Consider the following 25,431-nt stretch of genomic DNA (forward strand, 5'->3'; position numbering starts at 1 on the left):
CGTCATCCGTTTCGCGGCCTTCAGGCCGCGTCGCTCGCCCTGAATGCGCTGAAAAGTGGCGCGACGAGCGCGGCATGCGCGCTCGAGCCGACGTCGCGCCTATGGGTCCCGGATCGCCTTCGGCGTCCGGGATGACGTCCCCGTTCGCAGCCCGACGAGCTCACCCACGCGCCGGGGCGGCGGTCGCGACGTCCGCCGGCTGCGGCAGGAAGGCCTCGATCGCGGCCATCACCGGCTCGCGGATCGAATCGGCCTCGGCGATCAGCTCGTGGCGCGCCCCCGGCACGACGAGGGCGTTGCCGGTCTTCAGCCGCGAGGCGAAGCGCTCCGCCGCCGGCGCCGAGACCACCCGGTCCGCGCCCGCTGCGATCACCAGCGTCGGGAGGCGGATGTCGAGCGCCGCGCGCGGCTCGGCGAGCCGGCGCATCAGCGCGAAGGCGCTCCGCGCCCAGCCGATCGTCGGATCGCCGATCGCCCCCTCGCCGAGCGCCGCGGCGGCGTCGGCGTTGCGGGCGTAGCGCAGCCGGTCGGAGGTCAGCGGGTTGCCGGCGAAGGGCTTCGTCGTCTGCGAGGTCTCGCCGCCGCCGGGCACGTACATCCCCCCGAAGCCGAGGAGCCAGGCGAGAGTGGTCGCGTAGTAGGCCAGCGTCGGGTGCTTGACCCGTACGATCCCGAGCATCGGCGCGAGCGCGATCAGCCGCTCCGCCGGCAGCCTGCCGCGCCGCGCGAGGTCGAGGGCGATGGCCGCGCCCATGGAATGGGCGAGCACGGCGTGCGGCTTCGGGCACTCGCGTTTCAGGACCTGCGCCGCGATCGCCTCCACGTCCCGCGCGTAGAGCCCGAAGCGGCCCACATGCCCCTTGCGCGGATCGGCGAGGGTCCGCTCCGAGCCGCCCTGGCCGCGCCAGTCGAAGGCGACGACGCAAAAGCCCATGGCGAGCAGGTCCTCGATCGTCTCGAACCATTTCTCGACGAACTCCGCCCGGCCCTGGAAGATCACCACGGTCCCCCGCGGCTTGTCCGTGCGCGCCGGCCAGCGCGCGACGCGCAAGGGCGCGCCGTCGCGGGCGACGACGCGCGAGACGATGGCGCCTTCGGGAACGGGATTCGCGGCCGTGGGGACGAGCTTCATGGTGCGAGGATAGGCGATCGCGCCGATGCGAGCGAGGGGGGAGGGCGCGCGCCGGCAGAGGTCTTGAATCCCATTCCCCCGCTTCCCATGTCGAGACTGCGCCGGCCAAACGGCGGCGCGCAACCCCGGTCCGGCCCCGACGGGCGGACCGCCCATGACAGCATGTCGCTTCAGCGAAAGGATATGCCATGCGCCATTTCGATCTCTCCCCGCTCTACCGGAACACCGTCGGCTTCGACCGCCTGTTCTCGACCCTCGACCAGCTCGGCGGCGTCGACGGCGCCCAGGGGACTCAAGGCTACCCGCCCTACAACATCGAGCGCACGGGCGAGCACGCCTACCGCATCACGGTCGCGGTCGCCGGCTTCACCGAGGACGACCTCGCCATCGAGGTGAAGGAGCATGCCCTCTCCATCCGCGGCAAGAAGGCCGACGAGGGCCGGGCGCCGGAGCGCCGCTCCGAGTTCCTGCACCAGGGCATCGCCGCGCGCGCCTTCGAGCGCCGCTTCCAGCTCGCCGACGGCGTGCAGGTGACCGGCGCGAGCCTGGAGAACGGCCTCCTGCACGTCGACCTCGTGCGCGAGATCCCCGAATCGAAGAAGCCGCGCCTCATCCCCATCGCCGCCGCCGGCAAGGCGCGGAAGACGCTGGAGACCGAGGCCGCGTAAGGCCGGGCTCTTCCGCAGGGCTTTCCGGACGCCCTCCGCAGCGATGCGGGGGGCGTTTTCGTTCGCGCACGGCGGGCTGCGACCGTCGGCCGAACATCTCCTGCGCGCCGTCGGAAAGCAACTATAAGTTAACTTCGCGACCATGACGCATCCGGACTTTACACGCCCTGCGTTGCCGCCTATGAACGCATGCAGTGTCGCGCTGCCGTTCGTCGGCGCGTGCGAATGGGCGGGGGAGGGACGGATGCTGGGGCGTATCGGGGTCGGATCGGCGCGGGTCGTGGAGCGGTGGCTGCCGGATCCCTTCGTGCTCGTCATGCTGCTCACGCTCCTGGTGTTCGGACTGGGGATCGCCGTCGAGGGCGAGACGCCGATCGGCATGATTCGGCATTGGGGAGAGGGGTTCTGGAACCTGCTCGCCTTCTCGATGCAGATGGTGCTGATTCTCGTCACCGGCTGGGTGCTTGCCTCGACGCCGTTCGTCTCGCGCATCCTCGGCGCACTCGCGGGGCTCGCCCGCAGCCCGGCGCAAGCCATCGTGCTCGTGACCCTGGTCTCGATGGCGGCGGCCTGGATCAACTGGGGCTTCGGCCTCGTCATCGGGGCCATGTTCGGCCGCCGGCTGGCGCGGGAGGTCCCCGGGGTCGACTACCGGCTCCTGATCGCGAGCGCCTATTCCGGATTCGTCGTCTGGCATGGGGGCCTCGCCGGGTCGATCCCGCTCACGATCGCCACCGACGGGCATTTCATGGCCGAGAGCATGGGCGTCGTGCCGACGAGCGCGACCATCTTCTCCGCCTTCAACCTCGCTATCGTCGCCGCGCTCCTCGTCGTGCTGCCGCTCGTCAACCGGCTGATGCTGCCGAAGCCGGAGGAGACGGTCACGATCGACAAGCGGCTGCTCGAGGAGGCGCCCGCGCCCGCCGCGCAGGGCGAGGGCACGCCGGCCGCGCGGCTCGAGAACAGCCTCCTCCTCTCGCAGGCGGTGGGCGTGATGGGCCTGGTCTTCGCGGGCTACTACTTCCTCGTCCAGTCCGGCGCGCTCAACCTCAACATCGTCAACTTCGTCTTCCTCTTCCTCGGCATCATGCTGCACGGACGGCCGCTGCGCTTCCTCGCGGCGCTGCAGGAGGCGGCGAAGGGCGCGAGCGGCATCATCGTGCAGTTCCCGTTCTACGCCGGCATCATGGGCATGATGATCGGCTCGGGGCTCGCCGCGACCCTCTCGCAGGGCTTCGTCGCCGTCGCGAACGAGGCGACGCTGCCGCTCCTCACCTTCCTCGCCGCGGGCGTCGTCAACGTTTTCGTGCCCTCGGGCGGCGGCCAGTGGGCCGTGCAGGCCCCTGTGACGATCCCCGCCGCGCTCGCGATCGGCGCCGACCTGCCGCGCATCGCCATGGCGGTCGCCTGGGGCGACGCCTGGACGAACCTGATCCAGCCCTTCTGGGCGCTGCCCGCCCTCGCCATCGCCGGCCTGCGCGCCAAGGACATGATGGGCTTCTGCCTCGTCGCGCTCGTCGTGACCGGGGTGGTGATCGCGGCCGGGCTGACCTTCGTGCCGTAGCAGCCGTCCACGCACAGCGACGTCGCACATTGACATCCGCCCCCATCCGGCCCATGTACCCCTCATCGCGTCGGCGCCCCGCCATGGAGCGCCCCGACCCGGCTGCGTGAAGGCCGCCCCGTTCCAAAGGGGCGGATCCGGCCCGAGGTCCTCGGACGCGACCCTCCAGATCGCCCCATCACGCGGGTCGTTCCCCGACCGACGAGCCTCGCTCAGGGCGAACCCGCGCTTTTCCACGCACGATGCGTGCGCGCGCGCCCGGCCACGGGGCTCCCCGCACGTGAAAGACATCTCTTGACCACTTTCTCCGACCTCGGCCTCTCCGCCCCGATCCTCGAGGCGCTCGCCCGCGAGGGCTACGAGCGCCCGACCCCGATCCAGGGCCAGGCCATTCCCCCGGTTCTCGCCGGGCGCGACCTGCTCGGCATCGCCCAGACCGGCACCGGCAAGACGGCGGCCTTCGCGCTGCCGATGATCCAGCGCCTCGCCGCCGACAAGCGGCCCGCCCCGCGCAAGGGCTGCCGCGCGCTGATCCTCTCCCCCACCCGCGAGCTCGCGAGCCAGATCGAGGAGAGCTTCCGCGCCTACGGCCGCGGCTCGAAGCTCACCTCCACCGTCGTCTTCGGCGGCGTGCCCGTGCCGCGCCAGGAGCGCGCCGTCCAGAACGGCGTCGACATCCTGGTCGCGACCCCCGGGCGCCTGCTCGACCTGATCGACCGGCGCTCGCTGTCGCTCGCCAACGTCGAGATCCTCGTCCTCGACGAGGCCGACCAGATGCTCGATCTCGGCTTCATCCACGCGCTGCGCCGGATCGTGACGCTGCTGCCCAAGCAGCGCCAGACGCTGTTCTTCTCGGCCACCATGCCGACCACCATCGCCTCGCTCGCCGACGGCTACCTCACCGATCCGGTGAAGGTCTCCGTCGCCCCGGTCGCGACGACGGCCGAGCGCGTCGAGCAGCGCGTCACCTTCGTGGCGCAGGGCCGCAAGCCGGCGCTGCTCGAGCACGTCCTGCGCGCGCCCGACATCGACCGCGTGCTGGTCTTCACCCGCACCAAGCACGGCGCGGACAAGGTCGTGCGCGGGCTCGAGAAGGCCGGCATCGCCGCCTTCGCGATCCACGGCAACAAGAGCCAGGGCCAGCGCGAGCGCGCGCTCGGCGCCTTCAAGAGCGGCGCCTGCAGGGTGCTGGTCGCGACCGACATCGCCGCGCGCGGCATCGACGTCGAGGCCGTCTCGCACGTGGTGAATTTCGACCTGCCGAACGTGCCCGAGCAGTACGTCCACCGTATCGGCCGCACGGCCCGCGCCGGCGCTTCCGGGATCGCGCTGTCCTTCTGCAACGAGGAGGAGCGCGCGTATCTCCGGGACATCCAGAAGCTCACGCGGCTGACGGTGCCCGTCGAGCCCGTGCCCGCGGGCTTCGACGCCGGCGGCGTCGAGGCGCTCGCCGAGGAGGCGCCGCGCGAGCCGCGCCGCGGCGGCAACGGCGGCAACGGCGCCGGGCGCGGCGGCCGCGGTCGTCGCGGCGGCGGCGGCCAGCCGCAGGCGGCGCAGGGCCGTCCGGCGCAGCAGAAGCCCGCCGGCCAGCAGCAGGCCCGTCCGGCTCAGCCGAAGGCGAAGCCGGCGCAGGGCCGCCCGCAGCAGGGCCGTCCCGCCGGCGCGCAGCCGGCGCGGTCCGGCGGCGATCGCGACGGCGCCAGCATCGCCTGGCTCGCCGGCGGCCGCGGCGGCGGCGAGCGTCCGCGCCGCGGGCGCTGACGCCCGCCGCGCTGGGGGTCTAGAGCAGATCGCTTCCTGATGGAATCGCGCGGGGGATTCCCTTCGAGGCCAGTTCGTGATTCACGGTAGAGGCTGGCGGAGGAGGCCAGCCGCCATGACGAAGCCCCTCTCGATGGATCTGAGGCAGCGCGTCCTCGCTGCGGTCGATGCCGGCATGAGCCGCCGGGCCGCGGCGGACCGCTTCGGGATCGCGCCGTCCGCGGCGGTGAAGTGGTTCAACCTTCGGCGCGAGACGGGCTCGGTCGCGCCGCGGGCGCAAGGCGGCGACACGCGGTCCGGGCGGATCGAGGCGCTCGGCCCGGTCATCCTCGCGATGGTGGAGGAGGCGCCGGATCTCACCCTCGTCGAGATCGCCGAGCGGCTCGAGCGCGAGCACGGCGAGCGCTTCGCGCCCTCGACGGTGCACCGCTTCTTCGGCCGCCACGGCCTGACGTTCAAAAAAAGTCCGGCCACGCCAGCGAGCAGGACCGCGCCGACGTCGCCGCGGCCCGCGAGGCCTGGTTCGAGGAGCAGCCCGAGCTCGACCCGCAGCGGCTGATCTTCATCGACGAGACCTGGCTCAACACCAAGATGGCGCGGTTGCGGGGCCGCGCCCCCGAAGGCGAGCGCCTGCGCGCCGGCATCCCTCACGGCCATTGGCGCACCACGACCTTCGTGGCCGGGCTCAGGATCGGCGGGATCGACGCGCCGATGCTGATCGACGGCGCGATCAACGCGGCGAGCTTCCTCGCCTACGTCCAGCAGGTCCTGGTTCCGACGCTGAGCCCCGGCGACGTGGTGATCATGGACAACCTCGCCAGCCACAAGACCCCCGCCGTGCGCGAGGCCATCGAGGCGGCCGGAGCCGAGCTGCGCTTCCTGCCGCCCTACAGCCCGGACTTCAACCCCATCGAGAACGCCTTCGCCAAGCTGAAGGCCCTGCTCAGGAAGGTCGCCGCCCGGACGCGCGACGCCCTCTGGAGCGCCGTCGCCGACGCCATCGAAGCCTTCCCGCCAGAGGAATGCGCGAACTTCTTCACCGCAGCAGGATATGAACCCGAGTGGTGAGAATCTGCTCTAGCCCCCCAGCGCCCAGCGCACCACGAAGGGCGCGGCGAAGGCCGTCACCAGCCCGTTGAGCCCCATGGCGAGCCCCGCGAAGGTGCCCGCCACGGGATTCACCTGCAGGGCGCGGGCCGTGCCGATGCCGTGCGCGGCGAGGCCCACCGCGAAGCCCCGGGCGCGCCAGTCCCGCACCCGCAGCAGGTTCAGCGTCGGGGTGACGAGGGCGGCTCCGGTGATTCCGGTCATGATCACGAGGACGGCGGTGAGCTCCGGCACGCCGCCGATCTCGCGCGCGACGCCCATGGCGATGGGCGCCGTCACCGATTTCGGGGCGAGCGAGGCGACGAGCGCCGGGTCGAGCCCGAAGGCGATCGCGAGCCCCACCGCGCTCGCGATCCCGGTCACGCCCCCCACGACGAGCGCCACCACGAGCGGCAGGGCGTTCGCGCGGATCTCCGCGCGGTAGCGCACGATCGGGATGGCGAGCGCCACGGTCGCCGGCCCGAGCAGCACGTGCACGAATTGCGCGCCCTCGAAATAGGTCTCGTAGGACGTCCCCGTCGCCACCAGCACGGCGCCGAGCGCCGCGATGGCGATCAGCACCGGGTTGACGAGCGAATTGCGCCCCGACCACGCCGAGAGCCGGTCCGCGCCGAGATAGACCGACAGCGTCAGCGCCAGCCAGAACAGGGGCGAGGTCGCGAGATAGACCCATAACTCGGCGGGCGCCGTCATCGCGCGCCCTCCTTCGCCGGCCGCGCCAGGAGCGCGAAGATCGCGGCCGTCATCCCCATCGTGATCAGCGTCGAGAGCACCAGCACCGCGAGAAGCCCGACGAGCTCCGCGCGCAGCAGGTCGAGGTGCTGCAGCACGCCGACCCCGGCGGGGATGAAGAGCAGGCTCAGATGCCGCAAGAGCGCGTCCGCCGTCGGCTCCGCGACGCGGAAGAGCGCCGGCCAGGCGATGGCGAGGAGCGCCAAGGCCGCGAGCCCGACCACCGGCCCCGGCGTCGGCAGCCCCAGGAGGCGCGCCGCCGCTTCCCCGGCGTACTGGAAGACGACGATCAGGACGAATCCGTGCAGCATGAAGGGCCTCCGTGTCGGAGGCGCATGAGAGCACGGGGGAGGCGGCGTTGTCGCGCCCCCGCCTCAAATCGTCACCTGCGTCCCCACCTCCACCACGCGGCCGGTGGGGATCTGGAAGAAGTCGGTGGCGTTCGACGCCGTCTTCGAGAGCCAGATGAACAGCCGATCCTGCCAGCGCGGCATGCCGGACTGGGCGGCCGGGCGCAGGCTCCGGCGGGAGAGGAAGAACGACGTCGCCATGATGTCGAACTTGAAGCCGAGCTTGCGCAGGATGGCGAGGCCCTTGGGGATGTTCGGCGTCTCCATGTAGCCGTAGGTCATCACCACCCGGTAGAAGCTCTCGCCCAGCGGCTCCACCTGCACCCGCTCCTCGTCGGAGACGCGCGGCGTGTCCGCGGTCTTGACGGTGAGGACGACGTTCTTTTCGTGCAGCACCTTGTTGTGCTTGAGATTGTGCAGGAGCGCGGTGGGCGTCGTCTCGGGGTCCGAGGTGAGGAACACCGCCATGCCGCGCACCCGGTGCGGCGGGCTCTTCTCCAGCATGGAGATCAGCTCGGCCAAGGGCACGTCGGTCTTGCGGGTCTTGTCGAACAGGAGCCGTGAACCGCGCAGCCAGGTCCACATCGTGAGGATGAGCACGGTGGCGAGCAGCACCGGCACGTAGCCGCCGGACAGGAGCTTCGAGAGCGTCGCGCCGAAGAAGGCGAGGTCGACGACGAGGAAGGGCGTCACGGTGGCGAGGGCGGCGAGGAGGCCCCAGCGCCAGCCCTTCCAGATGACGATGATCGCCAGCAGCGCGTCCACCGTCATGGCGCCGAAGACGGCGACGCCGTAGGCCGAGGCCAAAGCCGAGGACGAGCCGAAGCCGACGACCAGCATCACCACGCCCGCGAGCAGCAGCCAGTTCACCCGGGGCATGTAGATCTGCCCGGAATGCGCCTCCGAGGTGAAGCGGATCTCGAGGCGCGGCAGGAGGCCGAGCTGCACCGCCTGGCGGGTGAGGGAGAAGGCGCCGGTGATCACCGCCTGGCTCGCGATGATGGTCGCCACCGTGGCGAGCCCGACGAGGGGCAGCGTCGCCCAGTCCGGCACGAGATTGTAGAACGGGCTCTCGATCGTCTCCGGGTTCGAGAGGACGAGCGCGCCCTGGCCGAAATAGTTGAGCGTCAGCGCCGGCAGCACGATGGTGAGCCAGGCGGTGCGGATGGGCCCGCGCCCGAAATGGCCGAGATCGGCGTAGAGCGCCTCAGCCCCCGTCACCGCGAGGCAGACCGCGCCGAGCACGGCGATCGTCACGAACGGGTGGTTGATCAGGAAGCGGGCGCCGTAGAGCGGGTTGATGGCGGCGAGCACGCCCGGATCGTCGAAGATGTGGTAGAGCCCCGTCGTCGCGAGCACCGCGAACCACACGCAGGTGATCGGCCCGAACAGGGCCGCGACCTTGCCCGTGCCGCGGCTCTGCACCGAGAACAGGACGACCAGGATCACGAGCGCGATGGGCACGACGTAGTCCGCGCTCGCGGGGGCGGCGATCTTGAGCCCCTCGACGGCCGAGAGCACCGAGATCGCCGGCGTGATCATGGCGTCGCCGTAGAACAGCCCGGCGCCCACCGCGCCGAGCAGCAGCACCGCCGCGCGGCCGCGCCCGAGCGCGCGCATGGCGAGGGCCACCAGCGTCAGCGTGCCGCCCTCGCCGTTGTTGTCGGCGCGCAGCAGCAGGAAGACGTACTTCATCGTGACGACGAGGATCAGCGCCCACAGGATGAGCGAGAGCACGCCGAGCACGATGTCGCGGGTGATCGGCCCTCCGGCGGAGGCGGCGATGATCGATTCCCGGAGCGCATAGAGCGGGCTCGTGCCGATGTCGCCGTAGACGACGCCCACCGAGCCGATGGTCAGCGTCCAGAAGCCCGCCTTCTTGTGGGCCTCGGGGAGCGCGGAATCGGCGCCGGCCGGTGAATCGGGATGCCCTTTGGCCAGGGCTTGCGGTTGTGACATGGGAGATCGGTTCTGTTCCGGGCCGCGCCCCGTGGGGACCTCTCCGAACGGGCGGGCTCGCCCCGTGCGAAAGCCCCGCCGGACGGTATCCTCGGCGTCGGGCGGCGGCGTCGAGCGGCGGGGTGTCTAGCACGTTCCGCAGCGCAGCGAAACAGGGGAGGGCGGGGTGCGGCGGCGCGGCCCCCCGAACGAGAAGCGGGCCCCGCAGGGCCCGCTCCGATCGTTCGTCTCGCGTGGACGCGCCGTCACCCGCGCTGGGCGATCGGCGTGTAGTCGCGCTCGGGCTCGCCGACATAGAGCTGGCGCGGGCGGCCGATGCGCTGGGAGGGGTCCTCGATCATCTCCTTCCACTGCGCGATCCAGCCCACCGTGCGGGCCACCGCGAAGAGGACGGTGAACATCGTGGTCGGGAAGCCCATGGCCTTGAGGGTGATGCCCGAGTAGAAGTCGATGTTCGGATAGAGCTTCTTCTCGACGAAATACTCGTCGCGCAGGGCGATCTGCTCGAGTTCCACCGCCACCTCGAGCAGCGGGTCGTCCTTGATCCCGAGCTCGTTGAGCACCTCGTGGGTGGTCTTCTGCATGATCTTGGCGCGCGGGTCGTAGTTCTTGTAGACCCGGTGTCCGAAGCCCATCAGGCGGAAGGGATCGTTCTTGTCCTTGGCGCGGGCCACGAATTCGGGGATGCGCTCGGGCGTGCCGATCTCCTCGAGCATCTTCAGCGCCGCCTCGTTGGCGCCGCCATGGGCCGGGCCCCAGAGGCAGGCCACGCCCGCCGCGATGCAGGCGAAGGGGTTGGCGCCCGAAGAGCCGGCCAGCCGCACCGTCGAGGTGGAGGCGTTCTGCTCGTGGTCGGCGTGCAGGATGAAGATCCGGTCGAGCGCGCGCGACAGGATCGGGTTGACCTGGTACTCCTCGCACGGCACCGCGAAGCACATGCGCAGGAAGTTCGAGGCGTAGTCGAGCTCGTTCTTCGGGTACACGAACGGCTGGCCGATCGAGTACTTGTAGGCCATCGCCGCCAGCGTCGGCGTCTTGGCGATCATGCGCATGGAGGCGATCATGCGTTGCTGCGCGTCGGAGATGTCGGTCGAGTCGTGGTAGAACGCCGAGAGGGCGCCGACCGAGCCGACCATGATCGCCATCGGATGGGCGTCGCGGCGGAAGCCCATGAAGAAGCGCTGCATCTGCTCGTGGACCATCGTGTGACGGGTCACGCGATAGTCGAAGTCGGCCTTCTGGGCCGCCGTCGGCAGCTCCCCGTAGAGGAGCAGGTAGCAGGTCTCGAGGAAGTCGCCGTGCTCGGCGAGCTGGTCGATCGGGTAGCCGCGGTAGAGGAGCGTGCCCTCGTCGCCGTCGATATAGGTGATGCTCGACTCGCAGGAGGCGGTGGACGTGAAGCCCGGATCGTAGGTGAAGGCCCCCGTCTGCGCGTAGAGCTTCGAAATGTCGACGACGCTCGGGCCGATCGTCCCGGGTTTCACCGGCAACTCGACGGCGTTGCCGTCAATCTGCAAGGTGCTCGTGGTGCTGCTCATGCGCAAGGCCCTTTCATGGTGAGCGCCTTCCGGACGGGTCCCTCGCGCGCGGGCGCCGAGGCGCCGATCGTGTGGGCGGACCTTCTCCGGCGGCAGTCGCTGACGCGAAGGTGGAGAGGGGTTAACCGATCCCCTCCCCGGGTTCAAGCGCGCCCAAAGGCGGAGCTTCGGCGCAAAGCCAAGCCCGGCTTGGCTTGTTTCGCCCCGAATTAGGGCTTTTCCTGATCCTTCAAGCGCGCGAGCGTTTCCTCGCGGCCGAGCACCGCCATCACGTCGAAGAGCGGTGGGGAGGTCGCGCGGCCCGTCAGCGCGGCCCGCAGCGGCTGCGCCACCTGGCCGAGCTTGACGCCGGTCTCCTCGGCATGGGCGCGCACGGCGGCCTCCGTCGTCTGGGCGTCGAAGCTCTCCAGCGCCTCGAGCTTCGGGACGAGGCCGGCGATGCGCGCGCGAGCGTCGTCGTCGAGGAGCTTCCTCGCCTTTTCGTCGAGGGCGAGCGGGCGCGCATCGTAGAGGAACGCCGCGCTGTCGAGGAGCTCGACCAGGGTGCGCGCGCGCTCCTTGAGCCCCGGCATGGCCGCGAGCAGCTTCTCGCGCAGCTCCGGCGACAGGCTCGTCCCGAGCCCGCGCTCCGGGCCGATCTCGGGCATGATGGTCTCCAGGGCCTCCAGCAGCCGCGCGTCGTCGGCATGGCGCATGTAATGGCCGTTGAGCGCCTCGAGCTTGACGAAGTCGAAGCGCGCCGCCGAGCGGCCGATGGCCTCGAGGCCGAACGCGGCGATCATCTCCTCGGTCGAGAAGATCTCCTGGTCCCCGTGCGCCCAGCCCAGGCGGACGAGATAGTTGCGCAGGGCCTCGGGCAGGTAGCCCATCGCGCGGTACGAATCGACGCCGAGCGCGCCGTGGCGCTTCGACAGCTTCGCCCCGTCCGGCCCGTGAATGAGCGGGATGTGCGCCATCGCCGGCACGTCCCAGCCCAGCGCCTGGTAGATCTGCGTCTGGCGCGCGGCGTTGGTGAAATGGTCGTCGCCGCGGATCACGTGGGTGACGCCCATGTCGTGGTCGTCGACGACGACCGCGAGCATGTAGGTGGGCGTGCCGTCCGAACGCAGGAGGACGAGGTCGTCCAGCTCCTTGTTCGACCAGGTGACCGGCCCCTGCACCTCGTCGTTCACCACAGTCTCGCCTTCGAGCGGCGCCTTGAAGCGCACGACGGGCTTCACGCCCGCCGGCGCCTCGGCTGGATCGCGATCGCGCCAGCGGCCGTCGTAGCGCATCGGCCGCTTCTCGGCCTTGGCGCGCTCGCGCATCTCGGCGAGCTCCTCCTGGCTGGCGTAGCAATGGTAGGCCTTGCCCTCCGCGAGGAGCTGGAGCGCCACCGCGCGGTGCCGCTCGGCCCGGGAGAACTGGTGCACGGCATCGCCGTCCCAGTCGATGCCGAGCCAGGTCAGCCCGTCGAGGATCGCGGCGATGGCCTCGTCGGTGGAGCGCTCGCGATCGGTGTCCTCGATGCGCAGCAGCATCTTCCCGCCGTGCCGGCGGGCGAAGAGCCAGTTGAACAGGGCGGTGCGGGCCCCGCCGATATGGAGGAAGCCGGTGGGCGAGGGCGCAAAGCGCGTGACGATCTGGTCCGACATCGGGTGATGCGCCGTCCTTCGGGGTGGGCGTGGTCTCTCGCGGGCCTCTCTAGAGCATTTCGCTCGCGGCGGGAACGGGTCCGCACGACGGATCCGGAGAAGCGCGACGCACCCCCCTCTCCCCTCTCTCGTCGAGAGAGGGGAGAGCCTGCATCGCGCGTCCGGATATACGGTGATTTCCGGATGCGCCTTCGGTCGTCTCATCCGCTAGACTGCCCGCCGGGATTGCCGAGCCGGGAGTGTGCGCGTGATCGCCGGGGAGATCGCAGCCGGGCTCTCCGCCCGCCTCGCGGCGACGGTCGCCGCGGCCTGGACGGGCCTGGTCCGGCGCTGGCGGGCGCGCTCGCTTCGGGAGCGCATCGCCGCGGCGCTCTCGACGGAGGTGGAGCGCCGACGGCTGTTTTCCTGGGGCGCGGTCTGCTTCGGCGGCGGCATTCTCCTGTTCTTCCAGGTCGACGCGCCCTCGCGTACCGCCGCCCTCGCCCTCGCGGCGGCGCTCGTCCTCGCCGCGCGCCTCGCCTGGACGCGCTCGATGGCCGCGGGGATCGCGCTCTGCGCCCTCGCCTGCGCCGCCGCCGGCTTCGCCGCGGGCGCGGTGCGCCAGGCGAGCGTCGCCGCGCCGGTCCTGTCCGAGCCCGCGAGCGGCCTCGTCGCCGGCTACGTCGAGAGCCTGGAGGCCCGTCCCGCGGGCGTGCGGCTCGTGCTGCGCATCCACGCGCACGACCTGCCGGTCGTCGGCGCCGGGACCTTCCGCGCCCGCGTCACCGTGCGCGGCGAGCGCGGGGTCGGGCTCGCGCCGGGGGACTGGATCGCGGCGCGGGCGCGGCTCCTGCCGCCGCCGGAGGCGGTGCGGCCCGGCGGCTACGATTTCGCCAAGGAGGCGTATTTTCGCGGGATCGGCGCGGTGGGCGGCCTCTCCGGGCGCGTGGACACCGCCCCGCCGCCGGAGCCGCCGGACCTCGGCCTCGCCCTCGCCGCCCGCCTCGACGCCGCGCGCAACGCGGTGACGGCCCGCATCGCCGAGACCGTCGGCGGCCAGCCCGGCGCCGTCGCGGCGGCGCTCGTCACCGGCAAGCGCGGGCTCATCGCCGAGGAGACGAACGAGGTCCTGCGCGCGGCGGGCGTCTACCACATCGTCTCGATCTCCGGCCTGCACATGGTGCTCGCGGCGGGCACCGTCTTCTTCGGCCTGCGCGCGCTCCTCGCCGCGATCCCCGTCCTCGCGCTGACGCTGCCGATCAAGAAGATCGCGGCCCTCGCCGCCATCGCGGCCGGGGCGGTCTATTGCGTGTTCTCCGGCTCCGCGGTCGCCACCGAGCGGGCCTTGATCATGACCACGATCGTGTTCGGCGCGATCCTGGTCGACCGCCCCGCGCTCTCCATGCGCAACCTCGCGCTCGCGGCGCTGATCGTGCTCGCCCGCGAGCCGGAGGCGCTGGTGGGGCCCTCCTTCCAGATGTCGTTCTCGGCGGTCGCGGGCCTCATCGCCGGCGCCGAATGGCAGGCGGCGCGCGAGCGAAGGCCCGGCCCGCCGCCGGGGCGCGTCGGCCGGATCGCCCGCGCGGGCTGGGGCGTGATCGCCGGCATCGTCGGCACGACGCTGATCGCCACCGCCGCGACCGGCCCCTTCGCCGCCTTCCACTTCCAGATCGCCAATCCCTACGGCGTTCTGGGCAACGTGCTGGCCCTGCCCCTCGTCACCTTCCTCGTCATGCCCGCCGCCGTGCTGGGCATGGCGCTCCTGCCGCTGGGCCTCGACGCGCTCCCCTGGCACGTCATGGGCGCGGGGGTGGGCCAGGTGATCGCCTTCTCCGAATGGGTCGCGGGCCTGCCCGGCGCGCAGGTCGTCGTCCCGGCCTTCGGCGTCGGCGCGCTCTCCCTCCTCGTCGCGGCGCTGCTTCTGGCGACGCTGTGCGTCTCCTGGCTGAAGCTGCTCGCGCTTGTCCCGGCCCTCGCCGGGCTGCTGCTCGCCGCGAGCCCGGAGCGGCCGGACCTCTACGTCGACCGCGACGGCCGCGGCGTCGCCCTGCGCGCCGCCGACGGACGTCTCGTCGTGCTCGGCGATCCGGGCGACTTCGTCCTCGCGCAATGGCTCGAGGCCGACGGCGATCCCCGCGCGCCGGACGACCCGTCGCTCGCCCGCGGCGTCGCCTGCGACGCGCTCGCCTGCGTCGCGACCCTGCCGGGCCTCGGCCCCGTCTCCGTCGTGCGCGAGCCCCGCGCCTTCGCCGAGGATTGCTCGCGGGCCGTGGTCCTGGTCTCCCGGCTCACCGCCCCCGCCTGGTGCGCCGCGCCCCACCTCTTCGGCCGCGAGCGCCTGGAGGCGGGCGGCGCGGCGACGCTTAGCTTCCGCGACGGCGCGGTCGCGGTCGAGACCGTCCGGCGCACGCCCGAGACGCGGCCCTGGCTGCGGCGGGAGTGAGCGCGATCCGCGAGGCTTTCCCCGCGCGCCCCGCCTTGCTACAGAGGGCCAACGGTCGCAGCACGTCGCAAGGTCGGTCATGGACGCGTTCAAGCCCTATCTCGCCAAGGTCGCCACGGGCGCGGCCCTCTCGCAGGACGAAGCCCGCGCGGCCTTCGACGCGCTGCTGTCCGGCGAGGTCACCCCTGCCCAGGCGGGCGCCTTCCTGATGGCGCTGCGCGTGCGCGGGGAGGCGCTCGACGAGATCGTCGGCGCGGCCTCGGCCATGCGCGCCAAGATGCTGCGGGTCGACGCGCCGCCCACCGCGATGGACATCGTCGGCACCGGGGGCGACCATTCCGGCTCCTACAACATCTCGACGCTCGCCGCCTTCATCGTCGCCGGCTGTGGCGTGCCGGTCGCCAAGCACGGCAACCGCGCGGCCTCCTCGAAATCCGGCGCGGCGGACGTGCTCTCCTCCCTCGACGTCACGCTGGGCCTCGATCCGGCGGGCCTCGCCCGCTGCCTCGCCGAGGCGAACCTGTGCTTCATGTTCGCCCAGGCCCACCACGCCTCCATGCGCCACGTCGCGCCCTTCCGCGTCGAGCTCGGCACGCGCACGATCTTCAACATCCTCGGGCCCCTCTCGAACCCAGCCGGCGTGAAGCGCCAGCTGCTCGGCGTCTTCTCCCGCGCCTGGATGCGCCCCATCGCCGAGACCCTGCGCGCGCTCGGCTCCGAGCGGGTCTGGGTCGTGCACGGCTCCGACGGGCTCGACGAGCTCACCACCACCGGCCCGAGCGAGGTCGTGGCGCTGGAGGACGGCGAGATCCGCACCTTCCAGATCGACCCGCGCGACGTCGGCCTCGCGCTCGCCGAGCCGCAGGACCTCAAGGGCGGCGATCCCGCCCATAACGCGGCCGCCCTGCGCGCCGTGCTGGAGGGCGAGCGGACGGCCTATCGCGACATCGCGGTCCTCAACGCCGGCGCCTCCCTCGTCGTCGCGGGCGCCGCCGCCGACCTCGCCGAGGGCGTCGCCAAGGCGGCGGAGGCGATCGATTCCGGCGCGGCCAAGACGGCCCTCGCGCGCCTCGTGCGCGCCTCCCAGGCGTGAGGGCCGGGCGATGAGCGATATCCTGTCGAAGATCGAGGCCTACAAGCGCGAGGAGATCGCCGCCGCCAAGGCCGCGACCGCACCCGCCGAGATGGCGCGCCGGGCCCGCGACGCCGCACCGCCGCGGGGCTTCGCGGCGGCGCTCAGCGCGACGATCGAGGCCGGCCGCCCGGCGCTCATCGCCGAGATCAAGAAGGCGAGCCCCTCGAAGGGCCTCATCCGCGCCGATTTCGACCCGCCGGCGCTGGCGCGCGCCTACGAGGCCGGCGGCGCGGCCTGCCTCTCGGTGCTCACCGACACGCCCTCCTTCCAGGGTCGCCCGGAATTCCTCGCCGCCGCCAAGGACGCCTGCGCGCTTCCCGCCCTGCGCAAGGACTTCCTGTTCGAGCCCTATCAGGTCATGGAGGCCCGGGCCTGGGGCGCCGACGCCATCCTCGTCATCATGGCGAGCGTGTCGGACGCCGCCGCCCGCGACCTCGTCTTGGCCGCGCACGATCTCGGCATGGACGCCCTCGTCGAGGTGCACGACGCCCCCGAGCTCGAGCGCGCGCTGGAGCTGCCCGCCCGGCTCATCGGCATCAACAATCGTAACCTCCGCACCTTCGAGGTCTCGCTTTCCGTCGCCGAGAGCCTCGCCCCGCTGATCCCGTCCGACCGCATCGTCATCGGCGAGAGCGGCATCTTCACCCCGGCCGACATCGCGCGGCTGGAGGCGGCGGGCATCCGCGCCTTCCTCGTCGGCGAGAGCCTGATGCGCCAGGACGACGTGACGGCCGCGACCCGCACGTTGCTGGGAGAGGCCGCGTGAGCGAGCTCAGCCATATCGACGCCTCCGGCGCCGCCAACATGGTCGACGTCGCGGACAAGGACGTCACTTCCCGCACGGCGATCGCCGAGGGCGTGGTGATCACGAAGCCCGAGACCATCGCCGTCATCCGCGCGGGGGACGCCAAGAAGGGCGACGTGCTCGGCGTCGCCCGCCTCGCCGGCATCATGGCGGCCAAGCGCACGCACGAGCTGATCCCGCTGTGCCACCCCTTGATGATCTCCAAGGTGCGGGTCGACTGCGCGATCGACGAGGCGCTGCCGGGCGTGCGCGTCGTGGCCGAGGTGAAGGTCGCCGGGCAGACCGGCGTCGAGATGGAGGCGCTCACCGCCGTCTCCGTCGCGTGCCTCACGATCTACGACATGGTCAAGGCCGCCGACAAAGGCATGCGCATCGAGGGCGTGCGGCTCCTCGAGAAGACCGGGGGCCGCTCCGGGACCTACCGGGCCGACGGCTAGGGGAGGGGGCGCGTCGTGAGCCTGCTCCCCGTCGCCGAGGCCCGCGCCCGCATCATCGCCGCCGCCGGCGCAGCCCTTCCCGCCGAGCGCCTGCCGCTCGAGGCCTGCTTCGGCCGCACGCTGGCCGAGGACGTGGTCGCGACCCGCACGCAGCCGCCCTTCGCCGCCTCCGCCATGGACGGCTGGGCGGTGCGCGCCGCCGACGTGGCCACGGCGCCCGTCGAGCTCGCCATCGTCGGCGAGAGCGCGGCGGGCCGGCGCTTCTCCGGGCGGGTGGGGGCCGGGGAGGCCGTGCGCATCTTCACCGGCGCACCGCTGCCCGACGGCGCCGACACGATCGTCATCCAGGAGAATGCGCAGCCTCTCGAGAACGGACGCGTGCGCGTCCTGGAGAGCGCGGCCGCGGGCCGGTTCGTGCGCCCGCGCGGGCTCGACTTCGCCGAGGGCGACGTGCTGATCCCCGCCGGGCGCGCGCTCGACCCGCGCGCCCTGGCGCTCGCGGCCGCGATGAACCATCCCGCGCTGCCCGTGCGCCGTCGCCCGAAGGTCGCGCTGATCGCCACCGGCGACGAGCTCGTCATGCCCGGCGAGGAGCCGGGCCCGGACCAGATCGTCGCCTCGAACCTCGTCGCGCTGGCCGCCCTGGTGGAGGCTGCCGGCGGCGCGGCGCTGCCGCTCGGCATCGCGCGCGACACGAAGCCGGCGATCGGCGAGAAGCTCGCGGCCGCCCGCGCCGCCGGTGCGGACATCCTGGTGACGCTCGGCGGCGCCTCGGTCGGCGCGCACGACCTCGTGCAGGAGACCCTGCGCGAGGCGGGCATGGATCTCGGCTTCTGGAAGATCGCCATGCGCCCGGGCAAGCCGCTGATGCACGGCACGCTCGACGGCACGCTGTTCCTCGGGCTGCCGGGGAACCCGGTCTCGTCGATGGTCTGCGGGCTCCTGTTCCTGCGCCCGGCGATCCGCGCCCTGCTCGGCGACCCCGCGGCCGGGCGCCTGCCGAGCGAATCGGCCGTGCTGGGGAGCGCGATCGGCGAGAACGACGGCCGCGAGGATTACGTGCGCGCCGCCCTCGCCCCGCGGCCCGGCGCGCTGCCGGAGGCGACGCCCTTTCCCGTTCAGGATTCGTCGATGCTCGGCGTGCTCGCCCGGGCCGAGGCGCTCATCGTCCGGCCGGTGCGGGACCCCGCGCGGGAGGTCGGCGAGGTCGTGGAGATCGTGCGGCTCGCCGGAATGATGTGAGCGAAGGGCCGGGCGTTCATCCTGGCGCGACGACTCGCCGCTGCGGGGGTTGCGGAACGCATGGGGAACGGGTATAAGTTCCGCGTTTGTTTTCCGGGAGATCGTATCGGCGATTCGGCCGGCGGTCGCGGAAGGCTCCAAGAGGCTCCAAGACGGGGTGCCCATGCTCACGCGCAAACAGCACGAACTGCTTCGCTTCATCCACGAGCGGGTGCGGGAGACCGGCGTCCCGCCCTCTTTCGACGAGATGAAGGACGCACTCGATCTCAAGTCCAAGTCCGGCATTCACCGGCTGATCACCGCGCTCGAGGAGCGGGGCTTCATCCGCCGCCTGCCGAACCGCGCCCGCGCGCTCGAGGTGGTGCGCCTGCCCGAAGGGCTCGGCGTCTCCGCGCCGCGTGGCCGCTTCAATCCCTCCGTCGTCGAGGGCGGGCTCGCGGCGAAGCCGAAGGCCGCGCCGCCGCCGGTTCTCTCCGACGAGGAGCGCGGCGTGCAGATCCCGGTCATGGGCCGCATCGCAGCCGGCGTGCCGATCTCGGCGATCCAGTCGCAGAGCCATTCGATCACGGTCTCGCCGGACATGATCGCCTCGGGCGAGCATTTCGCGCTGGAGGTACGCGGCGATTCGATGATCGAGGCCGGCATCCTGGACGGCGACATCGTCGTCGTCCGCCGCCAGGACGTCGCCAATACGGGGGACATCATCGTCGCCCTGATCGACGACGAGGAGGCGACCCTCAAGCGCTTCCGCCGCCGCGGCTCCTCCATCGCGCTCGAGGCGGCGAACCCCGCCTACGAGACGCGGGTGCTGGGCCCCGACCGCGTGAAGATCCAGGGCAAGCTGGTGAGCCTGTTCCGGCGGTACTGAGCGACGCGTAGACGGGGCGCTGTCGCCATCTCCCCGCAGGGGAGGTGGGCCGCGGCGCAGCCGCGGACCGGAGGGGATGCGCCAGTCGATCTGCAAACGCCCGCGCAATCGCGCCGAAACACGCCTTTCTCAACGAGGCGATCTGCGCGTAGAGACCTGCGCGCGACGGCGAACGAGACGGGCGAGGACACAGATGGCATTCGAGGGAACGACGAGCGCGAACGGGATCTGGCATGCGCGGGGCGGGGAGGGCGAGGAGCTCGTCGTGCTCCTCCACGGGCTCGCCGCCAACGCGGCGGTTTTCGCCGGACTCGCGCCCCTCGCCGCGGCGAGCGGGCGGCGCTGGCTCGCGCCGGACTTCCGCGGCCACGGGCGCTCCGTCATGCACGGCCCCTACGGATACGGCGTCCACGCGGCCGACATCGCCCTTCTTCTCGACGGTGAGAACCCGGAAAAGACGATCGTTCTCGGCCATTCCTTCGGCGGGGTGATCGGCGCGCTCCTCGGCTCCGGCCTCTACGGCCCGCCGCCCGCGCGCGTCGTCGGGCTGGGCGTCAAGCTCGACTGGTCGGCCGACGAGGAGGACGGCGCACGCAGGCTCGCCGCCAAGCCGCCGAAGCTCTTCGCCGCGCGCGGCGAGGCCACGGAGCACGCCCTCAAGATCGCCGGCCTCGCCGGTCTCGTCGACCCCGGCTCCGAGACCGCCGCCCACGGCGTCCTCGAGCGCGAGGGCGGCTTCGCGGCGGCCTTCGACCCGGCCGCCTTCGGGGCGGTCGGCCCCTCGATCGATGCGCTCATGCGCGGCTGCCGCGCGCCGCTGGCGCTCGCCGCCGGCGAGCGGGATCCGATGGTCTCGCGCGAGGCGATGACGCGCACCGATCCGGGCGCGGTCGTCCTGCCCGATCTCGGCCACAACGCCCATGTCGAGGCGCCGGACGTCGTGATGCGGCTGCTCTGAGCGGCTGCGGCCCTTCGACTCGGGCCTGTGGACCGGGGGGCTCGCGGCCTTGCCGCGACCGTCCCGCCATGGAACAACCGGGAGCGAGGCGCGCCGCCTGGAGTGCGCCCGGTCCCCGCTCCCGCCAAGGCCGATGCTCGATCTCGCCGCGCGCGTTCCCGTGCCTCCCGAACCCGAGACGCCCCGCGCCGTGCTCGACGTCGCTCGCTCGCTCACCGGCCGTCCCTGGCGCGAGCGGCTCGAGTCCCGCACGGTCCTCGTGGCGCAGGCCATCGCCCAGGCCCACGGCCTGCCCGACACGCTCGCCCGCGTCCTCGCCGGGCGGGAGGTGACGCTCGAGGCCGCGCCGGGCTTCCTCGCCCCGAAGCTGCGCGACCTGATGCCGGACCCGAGCGCCCTCCTCGACATGGACGCCGCCGCGGAACGCCTCTCCCGCGCCGTCGTCCGCGGGGAGCGCGTCGCGATCTTCGGAGACTACGACGTCGACGGCGCCTGCTCGGCGGCCCTGCTCGCGGGCTTCCTCGAGCGCGTCGGCGTGACCACGCGCATCCACATCCCCGACCGCATCACCGAGGGCTACGGTCCCAACGTCGAGGCGATCCGCACCCTCGCCGCCGAGGGCGCGACCCTGCTCGTCGCGGTGGATTGCGGCACGGCGAGCCACGAGCCCTTCGCCGAGGCGGCGCGCCTCGGCCTCGACGTCGTCGTCCTCGACCATCACCAGGCCCCGGAGACGCTGCCCGCCGTCGCGGCTCTGGTGAACCCGAACCGGCAGGACGACCTCTCCGGCCTCGGCCACCTGTGCGCCGCTGGCGTCGTCTTCCTCACCCTCGTCGCCCTCGCCCGCGTGCTGCGCGCCGCGCCCGGCGTCGCGCAGCCCCTGCCGAACCTGCTCGACGATCTCGACCTCGTGGCGCTCGCCACCATCGCCGACGTCGTCCCGCTCACGGGCCTCAACCGCGCCTTCGTGCGCCAGGGCCTCGTCGTCATGCGCGGGCGCGGGCGCCCGGGACTGGCGGCCCTGTTCGACGCCGCCGGGCTCACCGCGGCGCCGGAGGCGTGGCATCTCGGCTACCTGATCGGCCCACGCATCAACGCCGGCGGACGCATCGGCGACGCCTCGCTCGGCGCGCGGCTCCTCGGCTGCGCCGACCCGCTCGCCGCCGCGCGCATGGCCGAGGCGCTAGACCGCCTCAACCGCGAGCGCCAGGCCATCGAGGCGGCGGCGCTCGAGGAGGCGACGGCCCAGGCCGAGCGCCTGCTCGGGGATGCTCCGGACGCGCCCGTCCTCCTCGCCGCGGGGCCGGACTGGCATCCCGGCATCGTCGGCCTCGTCGCGGCGCGGCTGAAGGAGCGCTTCCGCCGCCCGGCCTTCGCCTTCGCGGCGGCGACGCCGGAGGGGCTCGCCACCGGCTCCGGCCGCTCGGTGCCGGGCGCCGATATCGGCCGCGCCGTGCGCGCGGCGGTGGAGGCCGGCCTCGCCGTCAAGGGCGGCGGCCACGCCATGGCGGCGGGGGCCACCGTCCCGGCGGACGGGCTCTCCGCCTTCGCCGCCTTCGTCGCCGAGCGCCTCGCCGATCCGGTGGCGCAGGCGCTCGCCGCGGACGCGCTCCTCGTCGATGCCCGCCTCACCGCCGGCGGCGCGACGCCCGAGCTGTTCGCGGCGCTCCAGGACGCCGGCCCCTTCGGGTCCGGCTGCCCCGAGCCGGTCTTCGCCTTCGCCGCCCACCGGGTGGCGCGGGCCATGATCGTCGGCTCCGGCCACGTCAAGGCGACCTTCACCGCCGGCGACGGCCGCAGCCTCGACGCCATCGCCTTCCGCTGCGCCGAGGAGCCGCTCGGCCGCGCGCTGCTGGAGGCGCAAGGCCGCCCGCTCCATCTCGCCGCGGCGCTGACGAAGAACGCCTGGGGCGGGCGCGAGCGCATCGAGGCGCGCATCCTCGACGTCGCCGATCCGGCGGGCTGACGGCCTCGCGATGCGCGGCGTGAAAACCGCTCCCGCGACGAAACGCGGCGCTTGCGATCCCCGCCGAACCTCTCTAAGAGGGCGTCACCGCGGCGCGACCAGCCCGCCGCGGTCCGCGCGCCCTTCGTCTAGCGGTCCAGGACGTCGCCCTTTCACGGCGAAAACACGGGTTCGAGTCCCGTAGGGCGCGCCAGCGAGCTCCAGGTCACAACAGACGACGTGCCTCGAACGCGTCGGCGCGAGAGACGCCTCGAACCGCCGCGGCCTCGCCGGAGGCTGCTCGGTTCGCGTCATGCGTCCAAGCGGTTCGCCTCGAGCAGGGTTCGCCAGCGCGTGTCGGGCTCGACCGGCGGGACGTCGCCGATGGGCGCCAGCTGCCCTTCGGGCCGGGTCGGGTCGGCTGTGCACGGCGAACGAAGGCCGCCTCAACGATCGGGTGCGCTCAGGAAGCCCTCGACCGCCATGAACACCTGCGGCGCGCGACGTTCCGCACTGGCGAAATGAGCTGCATTGGCGATCTCGACATAGTGCCTGTCGGCCGCGCCGAGCCGGTCGAAGAGCCCGAGTGCGTCCGAGCGGGTCGAGGTCGGATCGGCGCCGCCGCGGATCAGGAGCGTCGGGCAGCGAATGGCGCCGGGGTCGTAGACGGGTCGCGCCTGGAAGGCCTCCCAGAGATCGAGAAAGGTGCCGTTCGGTGCGCGGAAGGCCGGGGGATCGTGCTCGCCGGACGCCGGGTCGTCGGCGAGGGAGGATTGGACGAGCGCCTGGAACACCTCCTCGTCGCGCCACGCGGCGCCCGCCGGCATCTCGGCGTCCCAGCGCGCCCGCGTCGCCGCCTCGGTGACGAGCCGCGCCGGGCCGAAGCCGGGGTTCAGGCGCCCGGGGCTGTCCGGGTCTGCCAGCAGGTCCAGCCAGTCCGCGTTGCGTTCAGCGAAGATCGGCGCGTAAAGCACCAGCCGCGTGACACGACGCGCACCGATGGTCGCGGTGTAGAGCGCGGTCGTGATGGACCCCCAGGAGCCGCCGATCAGCCGCACCGCATCGACACCGTGCCGCGCGCAGATCCACGTCACGGCGTCGTCGATGTCGCGGATCGCGCTGCCCGCGGGCGCATAGGGCGCGGTGGCTCGCTCCATTGCGGCAGACCGCGACAAGCCGTAGCCGCGGATGTCGAGCGCATAGGCGGCGAATCCCGCACGCGCTGTCGCGCGCAGCCAGCTCGCGCCGGGATGGGGGATGTCGTAGAGGCGGCTGGCGAACGTCGCGCCATGCACCATCAGCACCGGCGGGCGCGAAGGATCGTCCGCGTGAGCGCGCAGATGGAGCTCGAGCCCCGGCTCGTCGGACGAGGCGACGAAATGCGAAGTCGCGACGTCGTGCTCGCGCCAGCTCATCCGAACGCCCTCGGGATCGCGGTGACGAGGGCGGGAAACGCCCAGAGGAGCGCCATTCCCGTCAGGAAGATGCCCACCACGGGCCACGCGGCACGGTAGACCTGGGCCGTGCTCATCCCCTCGGCCGCGCCCTTGAGCGCGAAGAGCGTATAGCCGAAGGGCGGCGTCAGGCTGCCCACGGTGAGATTGATCAGGAACAAGGTCCAGAACCAGATCGGATCGTAGCCCATGGCCGCGACGATGGGCTGATAGATCGGCACCGCCAGGAGCATGAAGGCGATCTGGTCGATGAACATGCACAGCACCAGCGGGATCACCATCATCATCAGGAAGGTCAGTTCCGGCGACAGGCCGAGATCGCCGATCAGGGACACGAGGCCCCGCGTCGCCCCGGCGAAGGACAGAAGCTGGCTGAAGAGCTTGGCCGAAACGACGATGATCAGGATGACGGTGGCGATGGTCACGGCGCTGGCGATGGCCTCGCGCAGCATCGGCACGGTCAGGCGTCCGAACAGCGCGGCGACGATCAGCGCGCCGACGACGCCGGTCGCGGCGGATTCCGAAGGCGTCGCCACGCCCAGCAGGATCAGCCCCATGACGGAGGTCACGACCACGAGGAAGGGCAGCATGTTCGCCGCCGCGCGCAGGGCCGAGACGTCGCTCGCCGCGGGTTCGGGTGGCGGCATGTCTCCGCCCCGCAGATAGACGAAGGCCAGCGTCAGCGCCGCGAAGATCAGGCCCGGCACGATCCCGGCGACCAGAAGCCCGGCGATCGACACGTCCGCCAGCGAGCCCACGATGATCGCCAGCAGGCTGGGCGGAATGATCGGGGCGAGGCTCGCGCCGGCGAGGATCGTCGCGGCAGAGGTGCGGCTGTCGTACCGGCGCTGCTCCATCAGCGGGAGAACCGACCGGCCCAGCATCGCGGCCACCGCAACGGCGGACCCGGAAAGCGCCCCGAAGACCGTGGAAAGCGCGATGGAGACCACGTAGAGCCGCCCCTTCAGGCGCCCGACGAGGCGGTCGACGCTGGTGAAGAGCACGTCTACCGTGCCCGAGCGGAAGAGAATTTCGCCCATCAGCACGAAAAGCGCGACGGTGACGAGCGTGGGCGAGGTCGCCGTCTCGTAGATGGAGCTCGAGAACAGGCCGAAGCCGCGCGGGCCGATCAGGACCATCACGCCCACGATGTTGAGCAGCAGGAAGCCCACGAAGATCCGGGCGCCGGTGAACAGGACCGCCAGCAACAGGCCGATGGCGACGATCAGGAAGACAGCCCAGCTCATCACGCGCGTCCGAACGCCTGCCGCATGAAATGCAGCGCGGCCGATCCGAACCCCAGGGCGATCACGGCGGTGATGGGCCAGCGCGGGATGGGGTTCGCGGCATTCGTCATCACGCCGCGCTCGAGCTGCCGCATGGCCTCGCCCGCCACCACCCAGCCGGCCGCGACGCAGGCCGCCGCGGCGATCAGCGTCGTGGCCCGGCCCAGCCAGAGCGCGGCTTTGGGCGGCAGCGACTCGGGAACGATGTCGATGGCGACATGGGCGCCGCGGCGGGTCACGTCGGGCAAGGCGCAGAAGATCAGCACCGCCAGCGCGTATTGCACCGCTTCGCCGGACCATGTCGTCGGCGCGCCGAATCCGTAGCGCATCACCACCTCGAAGACGTACAGGGCCACGACCGCGGAAAGCGCGCCCCCCGCCAGCGCGAACAGCCAGCGCGAGGACGCGTCGTGCAAGGCGCCGAGGCGGCGCAT

21 protein-coding genes and 1 tRNA gene are annotated in these 25,431 nt (G+C 72.4%); 13 read left to right on the top strand and 9 right to left on the bottom strand.

Annotated elements, in window-relative coordinates; translation table 11 throughout:
- Window positions 1-160: 160 nt before the first annotated feature.
- The gene (locus ABL310_RS03825; protein WP_349370385.1) at window positions 161-1,132 is read right to left on the bottom strand and encodes an alpha/beta hydrolase; all 972 of its coding nucleotides are present in this window, start codon (window positions 1,130-1,132) and stop codon (window positions 161-163) included.
- Window positions 1,133-1,320: 188 nt separating this feature from the next.
- Between ABL310_RS03825 and ABL310_RS03830 the strand changes: the two genes are divergently transcribed.
- The 4 genes from ABL310_RS03830 (at window position 1,321) to ABL310_RS03845 (ending at window position 6,193) form a co-directional block, all read left to right on the top strand.
- Window positions 1,321-1,800, top strand: a complete 480-nt coding sequence (locus ABL310_RS03830) for an Hsp20 family protein (RefSeq protein WP_349370386.1) — start codon at window positions 1,321-1,323, stop codon at window positions 1,798-1,800.
- 244 nt (window positions 1,801-2,044) lie between these two features.
- Window positions 2,045-3,364, top strand: coding sequence for a short-chain fatty acid transporter (locus ABL310_RS03835; RefSeq protein ID WP_349370387.1), 1,320 nt, complete (start codon window positions 2,045-2,047; stop codon window positions 3,362-3,364).
- A 294-nt stretch (window positions 3,365-3,658) separates the two neighbouring features.
- A complete protein-coding gene (locus ABL310_RS03840; protein ID WP_349370388.1) occupies window positions 3,659-5,125 on the top strand; it encodes a DEAD/DEAH box helicase in 1,467 nt (488 codons plus the stop codon).
- Window positions 5,126-5,240: 115 nt separating this feature from the next.
- Window positions 5,241-6,193, top strand: a protein-coding gene (locus tag ABL310_RS03845; RefSeq protein ID WP_349368028.1) for an IS630 family transposase whose coding sequence is annotated in 2 segments (ribosomal slippage) — window positions 5,241-5,583 and window positions 5,583-6,193 — 954 coding nt in all. Because the reading frame shifts where the segments join, the coding sequence is not laid out codon by codon here.
- Between the two features lie 9 nt (window positions 6,194-6,202).
- Here the strand turns inward: ABL310_RS03845 and ABL310_RS03850 are convergent.
- The 5 genes from ABL310_RS03850 to gltX form a co-directional block, all read right to left on the bottom strand.
- Window positions 6,203-6,925 (bottom strand): LrgB family protein, encoded by a 723-nt coding sequence (locus ABL310_RS03850; protein ID WP_349370389.1) that lies wholly within the window; start codon window positions 6,923-6,925, stop codon window positions 6,203-6,205.
- Window positions 6,922-7,275 (bottom strand): CidA/LrgA family protein, encoded by a 354-nt coding sequence (locus tag ABL310_RS03855; RefSeq protein ID WP_349370390.1) that lies wholly within the window; start codon window positions 7,273-7,275, stop codon window positions 6,922-6,924. Before ABL310_RS03855 ends, ABL310_RS03850 begins: the two co-directional genes overlap by 4 nt.
- Window positions 7,276-7,338: 63 nt before the next feature.
- On the bottom strand, window positions 7,339-9,273 hold the full coding sequence (locus ABL310_RS03860; protein WP_349370391.1) for a potassium transporter Kup: 1,935 nt from the start codon (window positions 9,271-9,273) through the stop codon (window positions 7,339-7,341).
- Between the two features lie 245 nt (window positions 9,274-9,518).
- A complete protein-coding gene (gltA, locus tag ABL310_RS03865; RefSeq protein ID WP_349370392.1) occupies window positions 9,519-10,811 on the bottom strand; it encodes a citrate synthase in 1,293 nt (430 codons plus the stop codon).
- Window positions 10,812-11,020: 209 nt separating this feature from the next.
- Complete coding sequence (gene gltX / locus ABL310_RS03870) at window positions 11,021-12,445, bottom strand: glutamate--tRNA ligase (RefSeq protein ID WP_349370393.1); 1,425 nt, start codon at window positions 12,443-12,445, stop codon at window positions 11,021-11,023.
- A gap of 247 nt (window positions 12,446-12,692) precedes the next feature.
- Between gltX and ABL310_RS03875 the strand changes: the two genes are divergently transcribed.
- The 9 genes from ABL310_RS03875 (at window position 12,693) to ABL310_RS03915 (ending at window position 22,471) form a co-directional block, all read left to right on the top strand.
- Complete coding sequence (locus tag ABL310_RS03875) at window positions 12,693-14,867, top strand: ComEC/Rec2 family competence protein (RefSeq protein WP_349370394.1); 2,175 nt, start codon at window positions 12,693-12,695, stop codon at window positions 14,865-14,867.
- Window positions 14,868-14,946: 79 nt separating this feature from the next.
- The gene (gene trpD, locus ABL310_RS03880) at window positions 14,947-15,960 is read left to right on the top strand and encodes an anthranilate phosphoribosyltransferase (RefSeq protein ID WP_349370395.1); all 1,014 of its coding nucleotides are present in this window, start codon (window positions 14,947-14,949) and stop codon (window positions 15,958-15,960) included.
- A 10-nt stretch (window positions 15,961-15,970) separates the two neighbouring features.
- Window positions 15,971-16,768 carry an indole-3-glycerol phosphate synthase TrpC gene (gene trpC, locus ABL310_RS03885; protein WP_349370396.1) on the top strand — a complete coding sequence of 266 codons (798 nt, stop codon included), beginning with the start codon at window positions 15,971-15,973 and terminating at the stop codon, window positions 16,766-16,768.
- Window positions 16,765-17,244: a cyclic pyranopterin monophosphate synthase MoaC gene (gene moaC / locus ABL310_RS03890; RefSeq protein ID WP_349370397.1), complete on the top strand. Its 480-nt coding sequence runs from the start codon at window positions 16,765-16,767 to the stop codon at window positions 17,242-17,244. Before trpC ends, moaC begins: the two co-directional genes overlap by 4 nt.
- 15 nt (window positions 17,245-17,259) lie before the next feature.
- Entirely contained in the window at window positions 17,260-18,486 is a 1,227-nt protein-coding gene (gene glp / locus ABL310_RS03895) for a gephyrin-like molybdotransferase Glp (RefSeq protein WP_349370398.1), read from the top strand.
- A 163-nt stretch (window positions 18,487-18,649) separates the two neighbouring features.
- A complete protein-coding gene (lexA, locus tag ABL310_RS03900; protein ID WP_349370399.1) occupies window positions 18,650-19,354 on the top strand; it encodes a transcriptional repressor LexA in 705 nt (234 codons plus the stop codon).
- Between the two features lie 193 nt (window positions 19,355-19,547).
- Entirely contained in the window at window positions 19,548-20,312 is a 765-nt protein-coding gene (locus ABL310_RS03905; protein ID WP_349370400.1) for an alpha/beta fold hydrolase, read from the top strand.
- 133 nt (window positions 20,313-20,445) lie between these two features.
- Window positions 20,446-22,278: a single-stranded-DNA-specific exonuclease RecJ gene (recJ, locus tag ABL310_RS03910; protein WP_349370401.1), complete on the top strand. Its 1,833-nt coding sequence runs from the start codon at window positions 20,446-20,448 to the stop codon at window positions 22,276-22,278.
- A gap of 117 nt (window positions 22,279-22,395) precedes the next feature.
- A tRNA-Glu gene (locus ABL310_RS03915) sits at window positions 22,396-22,471 on the top strand.
- A 232-nt stretch (window positions 22,472-22,703) separates the two neighbouring features.
- On the opposite strand, the gene ABL310_RS03920 is transcribed toward ABL310_RS03915, so the two are convergent.
- Genes ABL310_RS03920 through ABL310_RS03930 form a run of 3 tightly spaced genes read right to left on the bottom strand, consistent with a single transcriptional unit; the run spans window position 22,704 to window position 25,431 of the window.
- Window positions 22,704-23,672 carry an alpha/beta fold hydrolase gene (locus ABL310_RS03920; RefSeq protein ID WP_349370402.1) on the bottom strand — a complete coding sequence of 323 codons (969 nt, stop codon included), beginning with the start codon at window positions 23,670-23,672 and terminating at the stop codon, window positions 22,704-22,706.
- The gene (locus ABL310_RS03925; RefSeq protein WP_349370403.1) at window positions 23,669-24,958 is read right to left on the bottom strand and encodes a TRAP transporter large permease; all 1,290 of its coding nucleotides are present in this window, start codon (window positions 24,956-24,958) and stop codon (window positions 23,669-23,671) included. The genes ABL310_RS03920 and ABL310_RS03925 overlap by 4 nt, the downstream gene beginning before the upstream one ends.
- On the bottom strand, window positions 24,958-25,431 hold the full coding sequence (locus ABL310_RS03930) for a TRAP transporter small permease (RefSeq protein WP_349370404.1): 474 nt from the start codon (window positions 25,429-25,431) through the stop codon (window positions 24,958-24,960). The genes ABL310_RS03925 and ABL310_RS03930 overlap by 1 nt, the downstream gene beginning before the upstream one ends.

Origin of the sequence: Salinarimonas sp. (genome assembly GCF_040111675.1) — a bacterium.
GTDB lineage: Bacteria > Pseudomonadota > Alphaproteobacteria > Rhizobiales > Beijerinckiaceae > Salinarimonas.

What these genes read in the sequence shown, in the direction of transcription:
- ABL310_RS03905 (WP_349370400.1), top strand. Translation starts at nt 19,548, where the DNA reads ATGGCATTCGAGGGAACGACGAGCGCGAACGGGATCTGGCATGCGCGG.
- ABL310_RS03835 (WP_349370387.1), top strand. Translation starts at nt 2,045, where the DNA reads ATGCTGGGGCGTATCGGGGTCGGATCGGCGCGGGTCGTGGAGCGGTGG.
- ABL310_RS03850 (WP_349370389.1), bottom strand. Translation starts at nt 6,925, where the DNA reads ATGACGGCGCCCGCCGAGTTATGGGTCTATCTCGCGACCTCGCCCCTG.
- ABL310_RS03855 (WP_349370390.1), bottom strand. Translation starts at nt 7,275, where the DNA reads ATGCTGCACGGATTCGTCCTGATCGTCGTCTTCCAGTACGCCGGGGAA.
- lexA (WP_349370399.1), top strand. Translation starts at nt 18,650, where the DNA reads ATGCTCACGCGCAAACAGCACGAACTGCTTCGCTTCATCCACGAGCGG.
- trpD (WP_349370395.1), top strand. Translation starts at nt 14,947, where the DNA reads ATGGACGCGTTCAAGCCCTATCTCGCCAAGGTCGCCACGGGCGCGGCC.
- ABL310_RS03860 (WP_349370391.1), bottom strand. Translation starts at nt 9,273, where the DNA reads ATGTCACAACCGCAAGCCCTGGCCAAAGGGCATCCCGATTCACCGGCC.
- ABL310_RS03925 (WP_349370403.1), bottom strand. Translation starts at nt 24,958, where the DNA reads ATGAGCTGGGCTGTCTTCCTGATCGTCGCCATCGGCCTGTTGCTGGCG.
- ABL310_RS03920 (WP_349370402.1), bottom strand. Translation starts at nt 23,672, where the DNA reads ATGAGCTGGCGCGAGCACGACGTCGCGACTTCGCATTTCGTCGCCTCG.
- trpC (WP_349370396.1), top strand. Translation starts at nt 15,971, where the DNA reads ATGAGCGATATCCTGTCGAAGATCGAGGCCTACAAGCGCGAGGAGATC.
- ABL310_RS03930 (WP_349370404.1), bottom strand. Translation starts at nt 25,431, where the DNA reads ATGCGCCGCCTCGGCGCCTTGCACGACGCGTCCTCGCGCTGGCTGTTC.
- gltA (WP_349370392.1), bottom strand. Translation starts at nt 10,811, where the DNA reads ATGAGCAGCACCACGAGCACCTTGCAGATTGACGGCAACGCCGTCGAG.
- ABL310_RS03830 (WP_349370386.1), top strand. Translation starts at nt 1,321, where the DNA reads ATGCGCCATTTCGATCTCTCCCCGCTCTACCGGAACACCGTCGGCTTC.
- ABL310_RS03825 (WP_349370385.1), bottom strand. Translation starts at nt 1,132, where the DNA reads ATGAAGCTCGTCCCCACGGCCGCGAATCCCGTTCCCGAAGGCGCCATC.
- recJ (WP_349370401.1), top strand. Translation starts at nt 20,446, where the DNA reads ATGCTCGATCTCGCCGCGCGCGTTCCCGTGCCTCCCGAACCCGAGACG.
- gltX (WP_349370393.1), bottom strand. Translation starts at nt 12,445, where the DNA reads ATGTCGGACCAGATCGTCACGCGCTTTGCGCCCTCGCCCACCGGCTTC.